Raw genomic sequence first — 17653 nt, 5'->3', positions numbered from 1 at the left:
GATCTTCTATGGCTGTTGTTAATACCCTATCAAGCCACGCCACCGATGATAATGATTTAGTCGAGCTTGCCGGATACCATTCTTATGTTCACTATGATATAGATGAAGTGTTCAAGGTGAATGAAAAGAAATTCAGGGTGATAGATACCATCTATAACACGGATACCGGTCTTGATGCACTTACTGTTCAAAATGTTAAAACAAGAGAGCTGACCGTGGTATTCGTTGGCAGTGAGCAAATGGATACGGATTGGATTGGAACGAATACAAAACTGCTTAGCGATGCCCCCCCTGCCCAGGTCCGAGAAGCCGTAGCCTATTTTGAGCATATAAATGATGAAGTGGGTGAGGTATCTTCCGTCTCTGGAAATTCCCTTGCTGGTGCTTTAACCAATGCGGTCGGAATCGATAATCCAGGAGTAAAAGCCGTTACCCTAAATCCAGCGATCCTTCCTGCTGGTATGGTTGATCCGGATAAAGAATATGCTAATATTACAAATTACTATAGTAAGTTTGACTTTCTGACGGGGACGGAAGAGACCATTAAGATGGGCAACCGCATTCCTGGTAAGAAGTACGGAATAAATAACGGCGTCCCCTCCTTTTCCATGCTTGGCTCCAACCATACTGGATATATCAAGCAAGATGCAAATGGAGAATTTACATTAGAGATAGGAATAGAAGGAGAACCAGGTCACGGCTTTGTCCATATTGGAGCTGACGATCATATCGTCACAAGTCTCTGGACAGGCGCCCCTTTGTATGGGGGCCAGAGTGAGCGAATCGAAATGAACCAAGAAAACATGATGCTACTGTCCCATGGAATACGTGATAATGTGAAAGGCCGTCTTGGCAAGGTCAGGGAATATGTCGGTAACTCAGTCCGTATCGTCCATACCGAAAATGAAAAATTCAATCAACGGGTAACAGCACTTCAGGATGCCTTTCAACAAAAGTTCGAGGAAACTGCCGGGGAACCTGTCTTTATGGGTATCACCACAACGGGGTTTGTCATGAAGGCATGCATAGACGAACTAATTAGGCTCCTCGATAAGGCAGAAGACAAATGCAGGATTCTAAATAATGTCCTGAACTCTAAGCCTGTTGAGATAGTCGAATATATCACATCCGTGAATCTAAGCGTCGAGACTCTTTTCTATGCTCCAAAAGAGTACTTGAAGCAATTGAAAGCGGATATCGATGACTTAGTGACAAGTGCCGGGACTATTATTTCGAATGAAATCCCGGAGTTATTTAAAGGCGGAAAAGACCTTTTTGTAGATGCAGTTGTAGGAGAACTTGACGCGCACTATGACATACTCGAAAGAAATAAGGAAAGCGTCTATAAACAATTACAGGATTACGAGCGCCAAGTTCAGGACATTGCCGATACGTTTCACGATAAGGACGCCAGTATAGCAGGAGCCATACAAACCAGCGCATCCCCGACAGATGGAATAGGCCCTGTCCAGAAAACAGCTCTTATCACTTTAGAGCCCTCCCCCTACCTAAAGGTCGGCATGAAAATCAAAGAGATTCAAGTCCAAATGGCACATAATCAAATCAACACTTTAGGGATGACGGTATTAATGCCGATCCTCATAAGCGTAAAAACAGTACTGACTCTGATCGAGGCAGCATTAGACGCCATCATTCTAGCTATTAATGCCGTTTTGACAGTAGGAATTTACGGTAATCCTGTGAGCTTGCTTATAAGTTTATTTACGGATTATGAACAGAAAATAAAGAACGCCGTCCAAGAAGTATTGGAGCCTATCATAGAAATGGAAACATCCATAGAAGGCATTCGTCTAGGAATGGACCGTATGATCATCAATCTTCCTGAAATGCTTAGTAATTTTAAACCATATATCGATACAGCGATTTTCGAACCTGGAAAATTTAGTGATGTTCGTCTATACAATGTTTCTGCTCTAGCCGTTCTGGATGACATGGAAGTTTTATTCGAGGATATTACCTTTCAACTATCAGGTCAAAAAGCAATGGCAATTGAAGCCACCTTGGAAATATCGAAGAACGTATTAGGAAACATCCAGCTCTTAAAAGAACAAGTCAATCGGGGAACACTATAATCCATGAGATTGACAAGGATACAATCCCACTGCCTCTACTACTCTATCATTCAACCGTTGGGATTGCTTACTCCTCATTCGAGTTTTATCCACGTTTTGCATTTCCCCCTATTTTAAAGAAGGAAATCTCTTTATAATGAAAGCATCCTGTTCTCCATCCTAATAATGACCATTCAACAACAGCCAAGGTGGAAAAAAGATGAAAATGTATAAGTTAACGGAAGACTTTTCCTCACTTTATAAAAAAGGAGCAAGATTCTTCGTCGTTTCTGACTCGGAGTTTATCGGTGTCAAAAGCTATGTATTGCTATCCGAAGACTTGAGGGGCAAAATTGAAGTAACGGACGATGAGTTGAAGAATAAATTTGTTTCCATTAAAGGGAAGCCTCACTAGTTTATAAAACAAAAAAAAGAGGGATTTTCATCAATGAAAATCCCTCTTTCCTTTATTTCAAGTCTTCAACAGAATCAATATCGACGTAATCTGGCACAACCAATCCATTCTTCGTTCCTTTAAGGTTTGGTCCTAAATCGATGATATCTTCTTTATATTTATTGTAATATTCAAGATGCGTTCCTGGAAGCCATGCCGCAACAAATGCATCCGCACTTCCATTTGCAACGCCAGCAAACATTGGTCCCACTTCAACTTGGCTTAGTGTTACATCATAGCCATTCTTTTCGAGAACCTTGCCAATCACATTTGTACTGGCTATTTCCGTATCCCAGGCCACATACACAAGATTGATACTTTCACCATTTCCTGCTTTTGCACCTTTTGTCCATTCAGACACTTTATCAGGATTTGCACTGATCCATTTTTCCGCTGCTTCAGATGGAGACTTGCCCCCAGCAACTTCGACCATCACATCTTCCATATCGCCCGTTTCCCAGAAGAATTGATCTAGGATTTTATACGCCCCAGGCGCATCCTTTTCGAGTCCTTGTCGAGCAATGGTATTAATGTTTTCAGCACCGCCAAAGGATTCATTCGGATCGTCAAGATACTTCAAATCGTATGTTGAGAACATCCAATGCGGTGACCAACCCGTAACGATAATCGGTTCTTTCTTATCAATCGCTTTCTTCAATTCCGCAACCATCGCGGCTGAAGAACCTTCGACAAGATTCCAGTTGTCCAAATCGTAATCTTCGATAGCCGTTTTGGTTAACTTCATCAAACCGGCTCCCGGCTCGATACCGATGATTTCATAATTGGTCTGTTCACCAAAGTTATTTGTACCGCCTTGCATGACTTCTTCTTTTTTCAAGATTGTAAATAACGCCGTACCGACCACAAGGATCGCTAGAACTGAGAAAAATACTTTCTTGCTAAGAAGCTTGCCATACGCTGGTTTACGCAGGTTTTGCGTGATGCGATCGAGAATGATGGCAATGATAACAATCGACAAGCCCGCTTCAAAGCCTTGTCCGACGTTAATTTGGCTTACTGCCCGGTAAACATCTGCCCCAAGGCCAGGTGCACCGACCAAGGAAGCCGTAACGACCATAGAAAGGGCAAGCATGATGCTTTGGTTAACTCCCGCCATAATCGTTGGCATCGCCAATGGCAATTGTACCTTGAATAGCTTTTGGCTACTCGTTGAACCGAAAGCATCCGTTGCTTCAATCAAATCATTGGGCACTTCCTGAATGCCAAGACTCGTCATTCGAATCGTTGGTGCGATGGCAAAAATGAACGACGCGATGATCCCTGGCACGACCCCTATTCCAAAAAACAGGATGGCCGGAATCAAGTAAACGAATGCAGGCATCGTTTGCATGAAATCTAGAACGGGTGTCACGATTCTTCTTACCGTCTTACTCTGTGCACTCCAGATACCGACTGGGATCCCTATCAGAATGGTGAGGAACCCTGATAATAAAACGATAGCAATCGTTTGTATGCTTGAGTCCCAATACCCTAGATTATCAATTAATAATAAGCTAACGAACGTAAATATTCCTAACGGCCATTTGCTTGTATAGGCAACTAAAAGAGTTAAAACAATAATCAATACGATGGAAGGTCCAACACTCATCACATCTACTAAGAGGTTCAATAACCCTTCGATCGCATTCGTTATAAGAGTAAATAATCCGGCAAATGCAATCGTTATCCAGTCCACTAAAGAGTCGACCCAAGCGCCTAATGGGATTTTTGGTATATTCATTGAACTTCACTCTCCATTTCTATCAGTTCATTCAATGAATCTTTATTACCTGCCAATGCCCCAATGACGGCACCACGGACAATGATTCCTTTTATTCTTCTCTTATCATCAATGACCGAAATCGGCAGACTGGAAGTTGCCATCACGTCCATAAGGTTTACAAGTAATTCTTCCTCAGGAACCGTCGGGATATCCGTTGACATCACCTCAGAAATAGATTGGTCATTTCTCAATGCCTGGCGTGCTTGCTCTGCCGACAAAGCCCCTAATAAGACTTGCTTACGATCTACGACGAATATGCTGGAATAACCTTGTTTGCGCATGATCTCAAGGGCAACCCTTGGACCACGGTCCACTGCGATTTTCTCAGGCCGCTTCATCACGTGAGATGCGGTAAGCACCTTGGATAAGTCCACATCTTCAACAAACTTCTCGACAAACTCATTAGCCGGGTTCATCATGATTTGTTCTGGTGTTCCCAGTTGGATGACGCTTCCGTCTTTCATAAGCGCAATCCTATCCCCGATTCTTAATGCCTCATCAAGATCATGGGTAATGAAAATGATCGTCTTTTTGTATTGCTCTTGAATTTCTAGCAATTCATCCTGCATGTCTTTACGGATCAACGGATCAAGCGCACTAAAAGCCTCATCCATCAACAAGACATCCGTATCGCTTGCAAGCGCACGTGCAAGACCGACCCTTTGTTGCATCCCGCCGCTAAGTTGTGAAGGCATCTGTTCTTCATATCCCTTTAACCCAACCGCTTCAAGCGCACTCATGGCTTTTTCACGTCGGATTTTCACATCCACCTTTTGAATTTCCAGCCCGTACTCGGCATTTTCCAGTATCGTTTTATGAGGGAATAAAGCAAAGTTTTGAAAAACCATGCTAATTTTCTGTTGCCTTACTTTTCTTAAGCGGGCCGCATTCATCTTTACAATATCTTCATTTTCGATTAGGATTTCGCCTAAAGTTGGATCAATCAATCGATTGAACATACGGATCAAAGTCGATTTTCCACTTCCGGATAACCCCATGATCACGAAAATTTCACCGGGATAAATTTCAAAATTGACGTTATTCACACCAACCGTTTGACCCGTTTCTTTCAAAATTTCCTTCTTTGACTTGCCTTGCTTCAATAAATCCGTAGCTGCTTTTGGGGATTTCCCAAAAATTTTCGAAACATTTCTGACCTCTACATATGGCTTCATTCAGTCACCTCGTTAGTTTGTTGACCATATGATGTTCAGTTCTGCTGTTTTCCTCATCTTGTGATGAGTCATCATGATTGTATAATTCTACTCTCTTAAGCTAGTCCAACCTGCACTTTCACACGAACGTCAAAAGGGGGAATGACGTAACATAATGGGTAAAACGTTACACTGTATACCAAAACGAACGCACTGAAAAATACTTAACATTCACATAATTAGTCCTGGTCATATGTGTAAAATAATTGAGTTTTTTTAGTAGAAAAAAGAGGTGCGATAGTAGAATACATGGATATCATTTAGAGTTTTCCTTAGACCACAATCAAGTATGTGTCCCTAATAAAGACAGAAGTGGCCAAATTAAGCGGTGGTTGTCCTAAACCACAACACATTAAGAAAAACACGTTTACAATGACCATGATTCATCGCTTGATCATTTACGTGTGATTATTTGAGCATTTCAAGTAGAAAAAAAAGGAGTAATCACAACTGAGGATAGTTGCAGAAACGGTGTATACCGACTGACATTTAAATGGTTTTTTACTTGGATTTTTTTGTTCGTCCCATCCCTAGGACTAAACGTTTATCCCTAAAGTACTTAATAACCTTAACAAAGATTGAAATAAGATTCAAATGAAGCGGAGTGTAAACCGTGATGATACCTGGATTAATTGCATGATAAGATCCCACTATTCTCACGCGGATAATTTGCTTCGATTACCCTCGGTTAACTTTGACGTACCAACGGTGTAAGCCCTTACCGAAAAACCGCGTAATTGGTTCCGTACCGAAGACGTAAAAAGTTTTTTTAAAAAAATGAAATTGTTTCACATTTTTGGGTAAATCCTACGGGTTGATTTGGATAAAATTAGTAGGCAATTAGATGAATTCTACAACCCATCTAACCAGGTTTTTCAAACAAAAACGTTTAAGGCATTCCATGATTTCTATTTCACTGGTTTTCTGGCAGAAAGAATAAACTCTTCCTTTTAAAAAAATGTTAGAATAGTATTAATATTCAATTAGAAGGGATGAGATAGAATGATTAAGGAAGTCTTTTTGAACAAATTGTCTGACTCCTACATACACGTAAAGGCATTGAAAAAGGACGTTTTTTCATCACATATCAGTTTGGAAGAAGCCTATCGAATTCAACATGCTTTCACTGCCGCAAAAAGAGCAAATGATGAATGCCTGAAAGGGTATAAAATCAGTATGACTAGTCCCGAAACACAAGCCTTGTTTAACGCCAAGGAACCGTTGTATGGACAGTTAACCGATAAACAAATAACCAATAAGATTTCTTTAAGTAAGCAAATGCTAAGTCCGCTGATCGAACTGGAGTTAGTCTTTATTGTCAAAGAGCCCTTGACTGCCACTTCTACTGAAGAAGAAATAATCAACAAAACACAAATTGCTCCAGGATTAGAAGTTCCTGATTCCCGCTTTGAGGATTGGTTTCCTAAAATGCCAAAAGAACAGGTTTGCGCAGATGGGGCAGTTGGCGGAAAAGTAACCATCGGGGAAGCAAAAGACTACACCTACACTGATATAGACAATATCAATGGCAAGTTGCTCTTCAATGGACAAACCATTGATGAAGGTACATCTTCGGTTGTAATGGGGCATCCGCTCAAGGCCATCATGTGGCTACTTGAAAAACTCGGGCAACATAATTTAACACTCGAACCAGGCATGTTCGTATCATCTGGCACATTCATCCTACCAAAAACACTAGAAATCGGGATGTATACTGGTCAATTCGAAGGAATCGGCTCCGTTACGTTATCGGTTACGGAATAAATAAGGACCGCAATGTCTCAGTGAAAAAGGGAAAGGCCTCAAAAGCCTCTCCCCTCTCCATGTATCTAATTCGAAAACGCCTCTCCCATATTTTTTCTCAACATACCCCTATCCAGCAATTTGATTGAACCCGTTCAATAACTCTCGTAAGATCACTTTCGAAGTGCTTAAGACTACTACCCTATCATCCAAAACTTCTCGTTTACTAGACTCTACTGAGAATTGAAAGAAAATTACAATAATAGTATACTGATTTTGAGATTCAGTGGTAATAAAATCCATACTACAAAAGGAAGTGTCAATATGAAAGCGCTCAGATGGCATAATACTAAAGATTTAAGATTAGACAATATCGAAGAGCCACATGCAAAAAAAGGCGAAGTTAAACTTAAAGTCGAGTGGTGTGGAATTTGTGGGAGTGACTTGCATGAGTATACGGCAGGACCCATATTCATCCCAGCGGAAGAACCACATCCTTTAAGCGGGGATAAAGCTCCGATTGTTATGGGGCATGAGTTCTCTGGAAAAGTCATTGAAATTGGTGAAGGCGTCACTAAAGTAAAGGCTGGGGATCGCGTTGTTGTGGAACCCATCTATTCATGCGGTGAATGTGATGCATGCAAACAAGGGAAATACAACCTTTGCAACAAAATGGGGTTCTACGGACTTGCTGGAGGCGGAGGCGGATTTTCCGAATACACTTCTGTTCCAGAACATATGTTACATAAACTTCCTGAAACTGTTTCATATGAGCAAGGAGCACTTGTCGAGCCCTCAGCTGTGGCTCTTCATGCTGTAAAACAAAGCAAACTACAAGTTGGCGATAAAGCTGCCGTCTTTGGAACTGGCCCAATCGGTTTATTGGTTATTGAAGCCCTTAAAGCAGCCGGAGCGGCGGAAATCTATGCGGTCGAGTTATCGGAACAACGTAGACAGAAAGCAGAAGAACTTGGAGCCATCGTAATTGACCCAAATAACGGAGATGTTGTAGAACAAATTCAAAACCTTTCAAATGGTGGAGTGGATGTTTCTTATGAAGTCACAGGAATCCCACCAGTCTTAACACAAGCCATCAACTCCACTACATTCAATGGTGAGACGATGATTGTAAGTATTTTTGAAAAAGAGGCCCCCATTCATCCGCAAAATATCGTTCTGAAAGAACGTACAGTAACGGGTATCATTGGCTATCGTGATGTATTTCCAGCTGTCATAAGCTTAATGGCACAAGGATACTTCCCGGCCGACAAACTAGTAACTAAGCGTATCACGCTTGATAATGTAATCGAAGATGGCTTCGAAGGTCTATTAAAAGAAAGAAACCAAATAAAAATATTAGTCCAAGCTAAATGAGATGAAAATCCGTTAAAGAATGTTCGGATAGATGAACTGGATAGTCTAATGACTATCCAGCAACATGATCTTTATTCATTCCTTCCTGTTTTATCTATATGTAATTGCTTAACTTCTTCGTTATTGAACACTTCACCAAGTTTACGATGGACCAAAAGAAGCTAAACGCTTGTCTACTTCATTCAATACCAATTCTTCATCTTCTATAGATCTAAACCCGCTTTAGTTTGGTCCTTTTTGATAATATCTTCTAGCTATCGTTAATTTAAATGGCTGGAACAAGTTGTTTTAAATTAACGAGATACACCTAAGTAACTATATGATGGAGGACATTCAATGAATCAGACACTTAGAAGAGCTATTGTTGAATCCCAAGAATACAACCTTTCCACGAAAAGCGCTTGGAACCTTTACCAAGAAAAAGGACAGTATCCTGATAAAAGCATCCGGGCTGAGATTTTCGATTCATGGGAAAATTCCAAGAAACTAGGCATCAGCCCATTCCAGAATAAAATTAATGAGATCATTAGCCCAAACACTTTGAAGACTCGGCTCGATAAAAACGAGCAATTGCTTTCATTCGCTACCCCGAAAATAAACAGTTTGTCAGATATCCTACATGACTCTAAAACGATGCTTTCCATTACGGATAAACATGGTACTATTCTGCATTCCTCCGGTGAAAAGGGTGTCTTGGAAAATGCTGAGCGGATTAGTATTTTCACGGGGGGCACCTGGAGTGAAACATCTGCAGGAACAAACGCGGTAGGAATGGTGTTGAAGACGAAACAACCTTCTCGAGTTTTGTTTTCTGAACACTTCTGTGAAAAAAATCATGATTGGTATTGTGTCGCCTCCCCCATTTTGGATCCTTTTACAAACGAGCTAATAGGAATCATCAATATTGCAGGTTGCTCTAATCAAGTGCACCAACACACGATTGGGCTCGTCATTTCAGAAGTGAACAATATATCGAAATCTATTGATCGGCAATATCATGAGTATATTCTGCGTAATAATTTATTTTTGAATACAGCACTAGAAGGTGTGGAAGATGCCGTATTTGTAGTGAATACCGGAAAAAGCATTATAGAAAAAAATAGAGTGGCCAAATCGCATTCCATCCTAAAAGATGTTCAATCAATCAAGCATCTCCCTGAATTAGATAGACTTGTTGATTCTGTCTTACTCTACGGACTGAGAATAAGAGAAGAAAAAGTAAGTCATGATGAAAACAAGCAAAAATTCATTTGCTCCATCTATCCCGTTACTTTCCAAGACGAACGGCTAGGTGCAGTCATATTTCTAAGAGAGAATTCAGCCTATCCATCTTCCATCGGACATACGCCTTCATCAGGCCGTTCCTTACATACTAAATCTACACGCTATAGCTTTGATGATATGGTCGGTTCCTCCAACGATTTTGTAGAAGTCGTGAAAAAGGCGCGAAAGGCATCGTTAATCGATGCCACACTTTTCTTAACAGGAGAAACCGGGACGGGAAAAGAAGTTTTCGCGCAGGCAATCCATCAGGCAAGCAACCGCCGTGATCAGCCTTTCGTAGCGATAAACTGTGGTGCCATCCCTCATGGATTATTTGAAAGTGAACTATTCGGTTATGAATCTGGGGCCTTTACCGGAGCTAAGGCGAAAGGCAATCCCGGGAAGTTCGAGCTGGCCCAAAAAGGCACAATCTTTCTTGATGAAATTGGAGATATGCCGCTTGATTTACAAGTTCATTTACTTCGAATACTCGAAGAGAGAGTCGTCACAAGAATTGGCGGAGATAAACCAATACCTCTCGATGTTCGTGTCATCGCTGCTACTCATAAAAATTTAGCGGAAGCGGTCAAAAAAGGCGAGTTTCGTGAGGACTTATATTATCGACTTTGCGTGATCCAAATGAGAATTCCTTCTTTGCGGGAAAGAATCGACGATGTTCCTGAGTTAGTCACCCAATTCATGGAGACCATGGGTGGTCAATTCGGAAAACCAGACATTCTGGTACACCCCGATACCATGGACTGCCTGACACAATACACATGGCCAGGAAACATAAGAGAATTAAAAAATGTTATCCAGCAAGCCCTATTCAATACGGAAGGAAATATAGTATTCCCATTCGACCTTCCTCCTGAATTGGTTAAAAATATAGGGGAAAACGAGAAAGAAGCGCTTATTGAAGCCATGATCAGAGAAAACGGAAACATTACCAACGTTGCAAAGACCCTTTGCATTTCCCGCTCTACCATCTATCGAAAAATCAAGCAGTATCAACTGAAACCAGAAGATTGGCTTGGATAATTAAATAACATGCAACGACAAAAGCCCAAACTTATCCACTCACTGATAGAGTGATACAGTTTGGGCTTTTTCTGTGAGACATTGATACATTTACTTGTTTCATTGGAACAGTTCTATATAGGAGATGATGATCAAAATAATGGGTGATAACCATTGATATTCATGGAGATGAACGAAATTCCACCCCCCTGCTCTATGTTGGCACGCCACTTGCATAATGTATTAGTGTAGGAAAAATTCCACTTCAAGATGAAAGCCAGGTGATGTAAAGATGAAGGAATTTGACGTGATTATAATTGGCGCAGGTCCTGGAGGATATGTTTCTGCCATTCGGGCTGCACAGTTAGGAAAAAAAGTCGCCATCGTCGAAAAAAAGAAAATTGGCGGGGCCTGTCTTAATGTTGGCTGTATCCCTTCCAAGACACTTTTAAAGCATGGAGAAATGATTGAAGAAATAAAAAAGGCAAACAGCTGGGGAATTGAAACGGGTGAATTATCCATTAATTTCTCAAAACTGATGAAGCGTAAAGATCAAGTAGTGCAATCATTGACGAGTGGTGTGGAACATTTGTTAAAGACAAACAAAATCACTTTACTTCAAGGAGAAGCATCCATAACGGAAAACTTAATCGTTTCAATCGGTGATGACAAAATAAAAGGCCAAGATATTTTATTGGCAACCGGAAGCAAGCCCTTCATCCCTCCAATCAAAGGGCTGGATCAAGTGGATTACCTTACTACCGATTCATTTTTTGACCTGAAGGAATTGCCGAAAGCCATGGTGATCATTGGTGGTGGAGTCATTTCGGTAGAACTGGCTTTTGCCATGGCGCCATTGGGAACGAAAGTGACAATTGTCGAAGTTGCTCCTGACATTCTATTAACCGAAGATGTGGACGCACGAAAAATCATCAAAAAGGAATTGAAAAGGAAAAACATCCAAACCATCGTTAAGGCCGATATCCGGGAAGTGAAAAAAGATCAGGTTATATTAGCAGACCAAGAAATCTCCTATGATACCCTGCTAGTCGCAACCGGTAGAACCCCTAATATTGAGTTGGTACAAGACCTAAAAATAAAAATGGATGATACCAACAAGTTTGTGGCAGTCAATGAATACTATGAAACTAGTAAGAAACATGTTTATGCAGTAGGAGATTTAATCGGAGGCTATCAGTTGGCTCATGCGGCGAGTGCAGAAGGTCTAGTTGCAGTACATGCAATGAATGGCGAAGCTCCCCAACCCATAGATCAGACTGAAATCCCTAGATGCGTATATACTCATCCCGAAATTGCTTCATTTGGGCTAAGTGAAGAGCAAGCCAAGAATGCCAATTATGATGTAAGCGTCACCACCTCTCCCCTTTCTGGAAATGGAAAAGCCATTGCCATGGGAGAAACAGAAGGTTTTGTTAAAATCATCTCCGATCGTACATATCAGGAAATTTTGGGGGCGGTTATTGTCGGTGCCCACGCAACCGAGTTAATCGGGGAAATTTTGGCTGTGAAACACTCAGAAGGAACGATGAATGAGCTTGCAAGCCTTATACATGCACATCCTGCAGTGGCTGAAGCAATTGGAGAAAGCGCAAATGCATTATTCAAACAAGCGATTCATATGTAAACACCAAACAAGGAGGAATTACGAATGGAAAAGAATGAAGCACTTTGGATTTATCAAAAGATGAATGAAATTAGATTTTTTGAAGATGATGTACACCGCACCTTTGGAAAAGGTTTAATACCAGGATTTGTCCATTTATACGCGGGTGAAGAAGCCGTTGCAACCGGAGTGATGAGTTTATTGGATGACGAGGATTATATTACAAGTACTCACCGTGGACATGGACATGCCATTGCAAAAGGTTGCGATATCAATGGCATGATGGCTGAAATCATGGGGAAAAAAGATGGCCTGGGTGGAGGAAAAGGCGGCTCCATGCATGTTGCCGACGTTGATAAAGGAATGCTAGGCGCCAACGGGATTGTTGGTGGTGGGTTTGGACTAGCTGCCGGTGCAGCTCTTAGCATTAAGACATTAGGTCGGGACAATGTAGCTGTTTGCTTCTTCGGCGATGGTGCTTCAAATGAGGGTACGTTCCACGAAGGGCTAAATCTTGCTTCCATCTTAGATCTACCTGTTATCTTTGTGTGTGAAAATAACCAATTCGGCGAAGGCACACCTTTCCGATATGCAAGTGCCTCTAAAACAGTGGTCGAAAGGGCTCCAGCTTATAATATGCCAGGTGTACGTGTGGATGGCATGGATGTCGAAGCCGTATACAACGCAACAAAAGAAGCGATTGAACGGGCCAAATCCGGTAAAGGTCCTACATTAATTGAATGCGACACATACCGGCAATATGGTCACTTTGAAGGGGACGAACAAAAATACAAGACGGATGAAGATCCCAATAAAGACCGTGATCCCATTCCTGAATTCCGTGAAAAAGCGATTAAAAATTGTTGGATGACTGCAGAAGAAGCGGATTCCATTGAAGCAGCGGCAGAAAAAACAATCAAAGAGGCAGCTGCTTTTGCGGAAGCGAGTCCATTACCGGATGAATCCACTCTATATACGGATATATTTGCATAAGAATAGGAGGAATTATAATGACGAATAGACAAATTACTTTTATGTCCGCTATTACAGAAGCGATGGCACAAGCGATGCGAAAAGATGAAACGGTTATATTAATCGGTACTGACGTTGCCGGGGGTGCTAAAGTAGACCACTTAGTTCAAGATGATGGTCGTCATGATGATGCATTTGGCGGTGTTTTCGGTTTATCTAAAGGACTGGTTTCAGAGTTCGGCCGTGGACGTATCATTGACACGCCTATTGCGGAACATGGTTATTTTAGTGCAGCGGTCGGTGCTGCCGCTACAGGTTTGCGCCCTATTTCTGAATTGATGTTTAACGACTTTATCGGGTTTGCTTTGGATCCCATTTTAAACCAGGGGGCCAAGATGCGGTATATGTTTGGCGGAAAGGCAAAAATCCCGCTTACTGTCCGGACCGTACACGGTGCGGGAGCAGGTGCTGCGGCTCAACACTCCCAAACATTATATGGAATGTTCGGTTCTATTCCAGGCGTTAAAGTGGTCGTTCCTTCCAATCCCTATGATGCCAAGGGTTTGATGTTAGCAGCAATTGAAGAAGATAATTTAGTCATTTTCTCAGAAGATAAATTGCTATATGGCATGAAAGGCGATGTGCCTGAAGAATACTACACGATTGAAATTGGTAAAGCGAATGTGACTAGAGAAGGAACGGACCTTACCATTGTAGCCATCGGCAAAATGGTTCAGGTAGCTCTTGAAGTTGCAGAAACATTAAATAAAGACAGAATCTCAGTTGAAGTAATTGATTTAAGAACGGTGGCACCATGGGATCAGGAGACCGTTTTGAAGTCTGTCAAAAAAACGGGACGGCTCATTGTCATTGATGAATCCAACCCACATAACAACACGGCTACGGATATTGCCTCGGTAGTTGCAGATAAAGCTTTCGATTATCTTGATGGCCCAATCAAAACCGTTTGTGCACCAAATACACCAGTTCCATTTGCTTCTAACCTAGAGAAAGCCTACATTCCAGATGCAAAAAAAGTGTTAACAGTTGCCGAAGAATTAATAGCTGATTTGAAAAAATACGTAACGAACTAGGAGGTGAACCTACTATGAGTGAAGCGATCGTAATGCCTAAATTAGGAATGACCATGACAGAAGGCACAATTGTGGAATGGTATAAAGAAGTGGGAGACTCAGTTAATAAAGGCGAACCCATTTTAATGATCAGTTCGGAAAAATTAAACCAAGACGTTGAAGCCCCGATAACGGGCGTTTTGTTAACTAAGAATGGTGAAGTGGAAGATGAACTGGAAGTCGGTGCCACGATCGCCGTGATCGGAGACGAGGGAGAAACGATTGTAACGGATGATTTACAGGCCGTTCAATCGGATTCCCCTGCTACCCCTGAAAGTTCGGAGGCTAGTGGTAATACAGCCGTATTAGTGAAAAACGAAGAAAAGACAAGTAAAGGCGACCGGACTTTCATTACTCCACTAGCTAAAAAGATGGCCAACGCTGAGAATTTGGATATTGATTTAATTAAAGGTACCGGTGGCAATGGTAGAATTACCAAACGGGATATTCAGCATGCATTAGCAAGCCGAGTGGACGATACTCCCCCTGCCCCACCTTCACCTACACCGGCAATTGCGGAAAATGTAGGGGAAGGACTTCCTCCAATGCGAAAAGCAATTGCTCGGAATATGCGGAGAAGTTTGGCACAGACGGCACAATTGACTTTACATCGTAAAGCCAATGCAGATCACTTGATCGATTTCCAGAAAGTGTTGAGGAAAGAAATTGAGTCAAGTGAATTAGATGTCAAACTCACTTTAACCGTGTTAATTGCAAGAGCAACTGTACTTGCTTTACAAGAGTTGAAGAAAATGAACTCTCTCTATCATGATGGTCAATTGACAGAGTTCGATGAGGTTCACCTAGGAATCGCCACTTCGCTAAAAGATGGCTTGTTAGTCCCTGTTATTAAGGATGCCCATCAAAAAACAATCGGCAGCCTAGCGAAAGAAATAAAGGAATTATCGGAAAAAGCCAAAAATGGAGAAGCGGGCGGAGACTTGCTTTCCGGCTCTACATTCACCATTACCAACTTAGGAGCCAGTGGAATCGAATACTTTACACCTATTTTGAATACGCCAGAAACAGGCATTTTAGGGGTAGGAGCATTCCAGGATGAACTAACCCTAACAGAAAATGGCACAGTCAAATCGGTTAAGAAAATTCCATTCAGTATAACCTTTGACCATCAAATTCTAGACGGTGCAAGCGCCGCAGAATTCTTAACGATACTGATTAAATATATCGAATCTCCATATCTATTAGTTCTTTAAGTTTTAAAAACATACAAAAATGTTTTCCAATTTCATCTTATCCCCTTCCATTTACCATATGGACCGGTGATGAAGCATAAAAGAGAAGCTGACCAAAAAAGGTCAGCTTCTTGTACTTTTAGTGAATCGTCTTTAATAGATCTTTCATTTCTAAAAGTTGTTTTTGTTGAGTCGTGATGATGTTTTGGAGAATGGTTTTGAGTTCAGCATTTTGCGTATATTTCAAGATATTTTGGGACATTTTGATGGCACCTTCATGATGCGGAATCATTTCTTCCAGGAAGTCTTTATCGATATTACCCGTTGGTTTGGCATCTTCCATTGAGGCAATCATCGTTTTATAGATCGTTTGATAAGCTTTTAAGTAGGCTGCTTCTGCCTTCTGGTTTACTTGCGGATTCATTTTTATTTTATTTCTAAGAGCTTCCATTTTTCCTATACCGGCAAGCTGGTCTCTTATAATGTTTGCAGCTATCAGCTTGACCTGTTCATCATGGCCATATTTCAAGACATTTTCAGCCATCGATATCGCTGCTTCGTGATGGGGAATCATTTCATATAGAAAATCAAGACTAGGGTCACCTGTCTTAGGTGCTTGCTCCATTCCTTTTTTCATGACTTGCAGGATCCGTTGATAATTATCATAATACGCTTTTTCCTCTAAACCTACCTCTGCATGTGCCTGAATACTAAACATGCAGAGTATTAGTGTTAGAAAACCTATAGTGGCTGTTCGAGTACACACCCTCATGATTGTCCCCTCCTATATGTATGCATATTTTTATTTTGCAAAATGGAGGCTTATTTTATTCAAGGTAGAATGACTTCTTCCATTCACTCAGGGTGGGCTAACCGCTGACTCTAGACCGTTGATCCATCATCGGGATATAAAAAAAGGCAAGCGAATCAAGATTCACTTGCCTTTTGATAGTATGGAGTTATGGTAATCGGTGACCTTTATAATCTTATTTTAAGCGAGTAACAATTAATAAATCTTCAACCGGCATTTCGTAGGCACGATTACCAAGTTCATGCTTTAAACGTTCATTATCTTCATACTCTTCGGGTGAAAAGTCATCTTCACGACCTTTTTTCAAGTAATCATAGAAAATTGGTGGTAAGAAGTCTTCTTTCAATAATACTTCTACCGCTTCGCCATTTTCTTTTGTGAATACATATGCATACCCCGTTGGACGATGTGGGTCATATTGTGCTTTTGGATAGTTGACATCAACAGTATATGCCCCGCGGGTCTTTGCACGTGTGACAAATTCAAAGACATCACGGAATCCCGGGCCACCATGACCGGAAAGAACCGAAAGATCTTTGCGGTTTGGAATTTCATCTCCGTATAATGCTTCAAATGCCGCTTCTACCACACGAAATCCTACCCCAAGTGCCATATAGGCTGCATAGCCATGGTATTTTTTGATGTCGTCGAAGGAAATCTCAATCAAATCATCACGATCATAAATTTTAATTGTTCTCATAAATGTTGTCTCCTAGTAGTGTTATTGATCCTGTTGCATTATAAAAAAATCTCATTACCTTCTTATTAATGCTCCAGACTTTCTATCTTGTTATTAATCCTACCATCTAAAAATCGTTCTGTCGCGGCATGAATTAAAGGGGTTATCTGCATCACCTGTTATATACGAAACTTAACTTCCATCGGTCCCGAGTTGTGGAGAGTAATGTAAATATGGATTTTGAACTGGACGCAAGAAAAAAAAGGCAGAAATGTCGTTATAACAACATTTCTGCCTCTCACTTCTTAAACGGATTGC

The 17653-nt window shown here is 41.2% G+C and carries 13 protein-coding genes; 9 read left to right on the top strand and 4 right to left on the bottom strand.

Translation table 11 applies throughout. The features are described 5' to 3' along the window. Positions 1-8: 8 nt before the first annotated feature. A complete protein-coding gene (locus ACQKIC_RS18715) occupies positions 9-2093 on the top strand; it encodes an SA1320 family protein (protein WP_427592138.1) in 2085 nt (694 codons plus the stop codon). A gap of 199 nt (positions 2094-2292) precedes the next feature. Then, positions 2293-2487, top strand: coding sequence for a hypothetical protein (locus ACQKIC_RS18710; RefSeq protein ID WP_402875518.1), 195 nt, complete (start codon positions 2293-2295; stop codon positions 2485-2487). A 52-nt stretch (positions 2488-2539) separates the two neighbouring features. Here the strand turns inward: ACQKIC_RS18710 and ACQKIC_RS18705 are convergent, their stop codons facing one another. Both ACQKIC_RS18705 and ACQKIC_RS18700 read right to left on the bottom strand, forming a co-directional pair. Beyond that, positions 2540-4267, bottom strand: coding sequence for a glycine betaine ABC transporter substrate-binding protein (locus ACQKIC_RS18705; RefSeq protein WP_402875517.1), 1728 nt, complete (start codon positions 4265-4267; stop codon positions 2540-2542). After that, positions 4264-5484: a quaternary amine ABC transporter ATP-binding protein gene (locus ACQKIC_RS18700; protein ID WP_402875515.1), complete on the bottom strand. Its 1221-nt coding sequence runs from the start codon at positions 5482-5484 to the stop codon at positions 4264-4266. The genes ACQKIC_RS18705 and ACQKIC_RS18700 overlap by 4 nt, the downstream gene beginning before the upstream one ends. 1041 nt (positions 5485-6525) lie before the next feature. Between ACQKIC_RS18700 and ACQKIC_RS18695 the strand changes: the two genes are divergently transcribed. The 7 genes from ACQKIC_RS18695 to ACQKIC_RS18665 all read left to right on the top strand — a co-directional run bounded on the left by ACQKIC_RS18695 (position 6526) and on the right by ACQKIC_RS18665 (position 15866). Next, positions 6526-7287, top strand: coding sequence for a 2-keto-4-pentenoate hydratase (locus ACQKIC_RS18695; RefSeq protein ID WP_427592139.1), 762 nt, complete (start codon positions 6526-6528; stop codon positions 7285-7287). 303 nt (positions 7288-7590) lie between these two features. Beyond that, complete coding sequence (locus tag ACQKIC_RS18690) at positions 7591-8640, top strand: 2,3-butanediol dehydrogenase (RefSeq protein WP_402959463.1); 1050 nt, start codon at positions 7591-7593, stop codon at positions 8638-8640. Positions 8641-8976: 336 nt separating this feature from the next. Further along, entirely contained in the window at positions 8977-10944 is a 1968-nt protein-coding gene (locus ACQKIC_RS18685; RefSeq protein WP_402991607.1) for a sigma-54-dependent Fis family transcriptional regulator, read from the top strand. A 271-nt stretch (positions 10945-11215) separates the two neighbouring features. Continuing rightward, positions 11216-12568, top strand: coding sequence for a dihydrolipoyl dehydrogenase (gene lpdA, locus ACQKIC_RS18680; RefSeq protein ID WP_427592140.1), 1353 nt, complete (start codon positions 11216-11218; stop codon positions 12566-12568). 24 nt (positions 12569-12592) lie between these two features. Beyond that, complete coding sequence (locus tag ACQKIC_RS18675; protein ID WP_427592141.1) at positions 12593-13540, top strand: thiamine pyrophosphate-dependent dehydrogenase E1 component subunit alpha; 948 nt, start codon at positions 12593-12595, stop codon at positions 13538-13540. Between the two features lie 17 nt (positions 13541-13557). Then, positions 13558-14613: an alpha-ketoacid dehydrogenase subunit beta gene (locus ACQKIC_RS18670; RefSeq protein ID WP_402875503.1), complete on the top strand. Its 1056-nt coding sequence runs from the start codon at positions 13558-13560 to the stop codon at positions 14611-14613. A gap of 14 nt (positions 14614-14627) precedes the next feature. Beyond that, positions 14628-15866 (top strand): dihydrolipoamide acetyltransferase family protein, encoded by a 1239-nt coding sequence (locus ACQKIC_RS18665; protein WP_427592142.1) that lies wholly within the window; start codon positions 14628-14630, stop codon positions 15864-15866. A gap of 118 nt (positions 15867-15984) precedes the next feature. Here ACQKIC_RS18665 and ACQKIC_RS18660 read toward each other — a convergent pair whose 3' ends face one another. Further along, on the bottom strand, positions 15985-16617 hold the full coding sequence (locus ACQKIC_RS18660) for a DUF305 domain-containing protein (protein ID WP_427592143.1): 633 nt from the start codon (positions 16615-16617) through the stop codon (positions 15985-15987). 214 nt (positions 16618-16831) lie between these two features. Next, complete coding sequence (locus ACQKIC_RS18655) at positions 16832-17356, bottom strand: hypothetical protein (protein ID WP_427592144.1); 525 nt, start codon at positions 17354-17356, stop codon at positions 16832-16834. Positions 17357-17653 lie beyond the last annotated feature (297 nt).

The sequence above is a fragment of the Peribacillus sp. NPDC046944 genome, assembly GCF_050272735.1.
GTDB lineage: Bacteria > Bacillota > Bacilli > Bacillales > DSM-1321 > Peribacillus.
Note: the sequence above shows the minus strand (reverse complement) of the source record. Positions and strands in the feature narration are given on the sequence as shown.

Coding starts and splice junctions, on each gene's coding strand:
- ACQKIC_RS18675 (WP_427592141.1), top strand. CDS start 12,593: ATGGAAAAGAATGAAGCACTTTGGATTTATCAAAAGATGAATGAAATT.
- ACQKIC_RS18705 (WP_402875517.1), bottom strand. CDS start 4,267: ATGAATATACCAAAAATCCCATTAGGCGCTTGGGTCGACTCTTTAGTG.
- ACQKIC_RS18690 (WP_402959463.1), top strand. CDS start 7,591: ATGAAAGCGCTCAGATGGCATAATACTAAAGATTTAAGATTAGACAAT.
- ACQKIC_RS18655 (WP_427592144.1), bottom strand. CDS start 17,356: ATGAGAACAATTAAAATTTATGATCGTGATGATTTGATTGAGATTTCC.
- ACQKIC_RS18670 (WP_402875503.1), top strand. CDS start 13,558: ATGACGAATAGACAAATTACTTTTATGTCCGCTATTACAGAAGCGATG.
- ACQKIC_RS18715 (WP_427592138.1), top strand. CDS start 9: ATGGCTGTTGTTAATACCCTATCAAGCCACGCCACCGATGATAATGAT.
- ACQKIC_RS18695 (WP_427592139.1), top strand. CDS start 6,526: ATGATTAAGGAAGTCTTTTTGAACAAATTGTCTGACTCCTACATACAC.
- ACQKIC_RS18660 (WP_427592143.1), bottom strand. CDS start 16,617: ATGAGGGTGTGTACTCGAACAGCCACTATAGGTTTTCTAACACTAATA.
- ACQKIC_RS18665 (WP_427592142.1), top strand. CDS start 14,628: ATGAGTGAAGCGATCGTAATGCCTAAATTAGGAATGACCATGACAGAA.
- lpdA (WP_427592140.1), top strand. CDS start 11,216: ATGAAGGAATTTGACGTGATTATAATTGGCGCAGGTCCTGGAGGATAT.
- ACQKIC_RS18700 (WP_402875515.1), bottom strand. CDS start 5,484: ATGAAGCCATATGTAGAGGTCAGAAATGTTTCGAAAATTTTTGGGAAA.
- ACQKIC_RS18710 (WP_402875518.1), top strand. CDS start 2,293: ATGAAAATGTATAAGTTAACGGAAGACTTTTCCTCACTTTATAAAAAA.
- ACQKIC_RS18685 (WP_402991607.1), top strand. CDS start 8,977: ATGAATCAGACACTTAGAAGAGCTATTGTTGAATCCCAAGAATACAAC.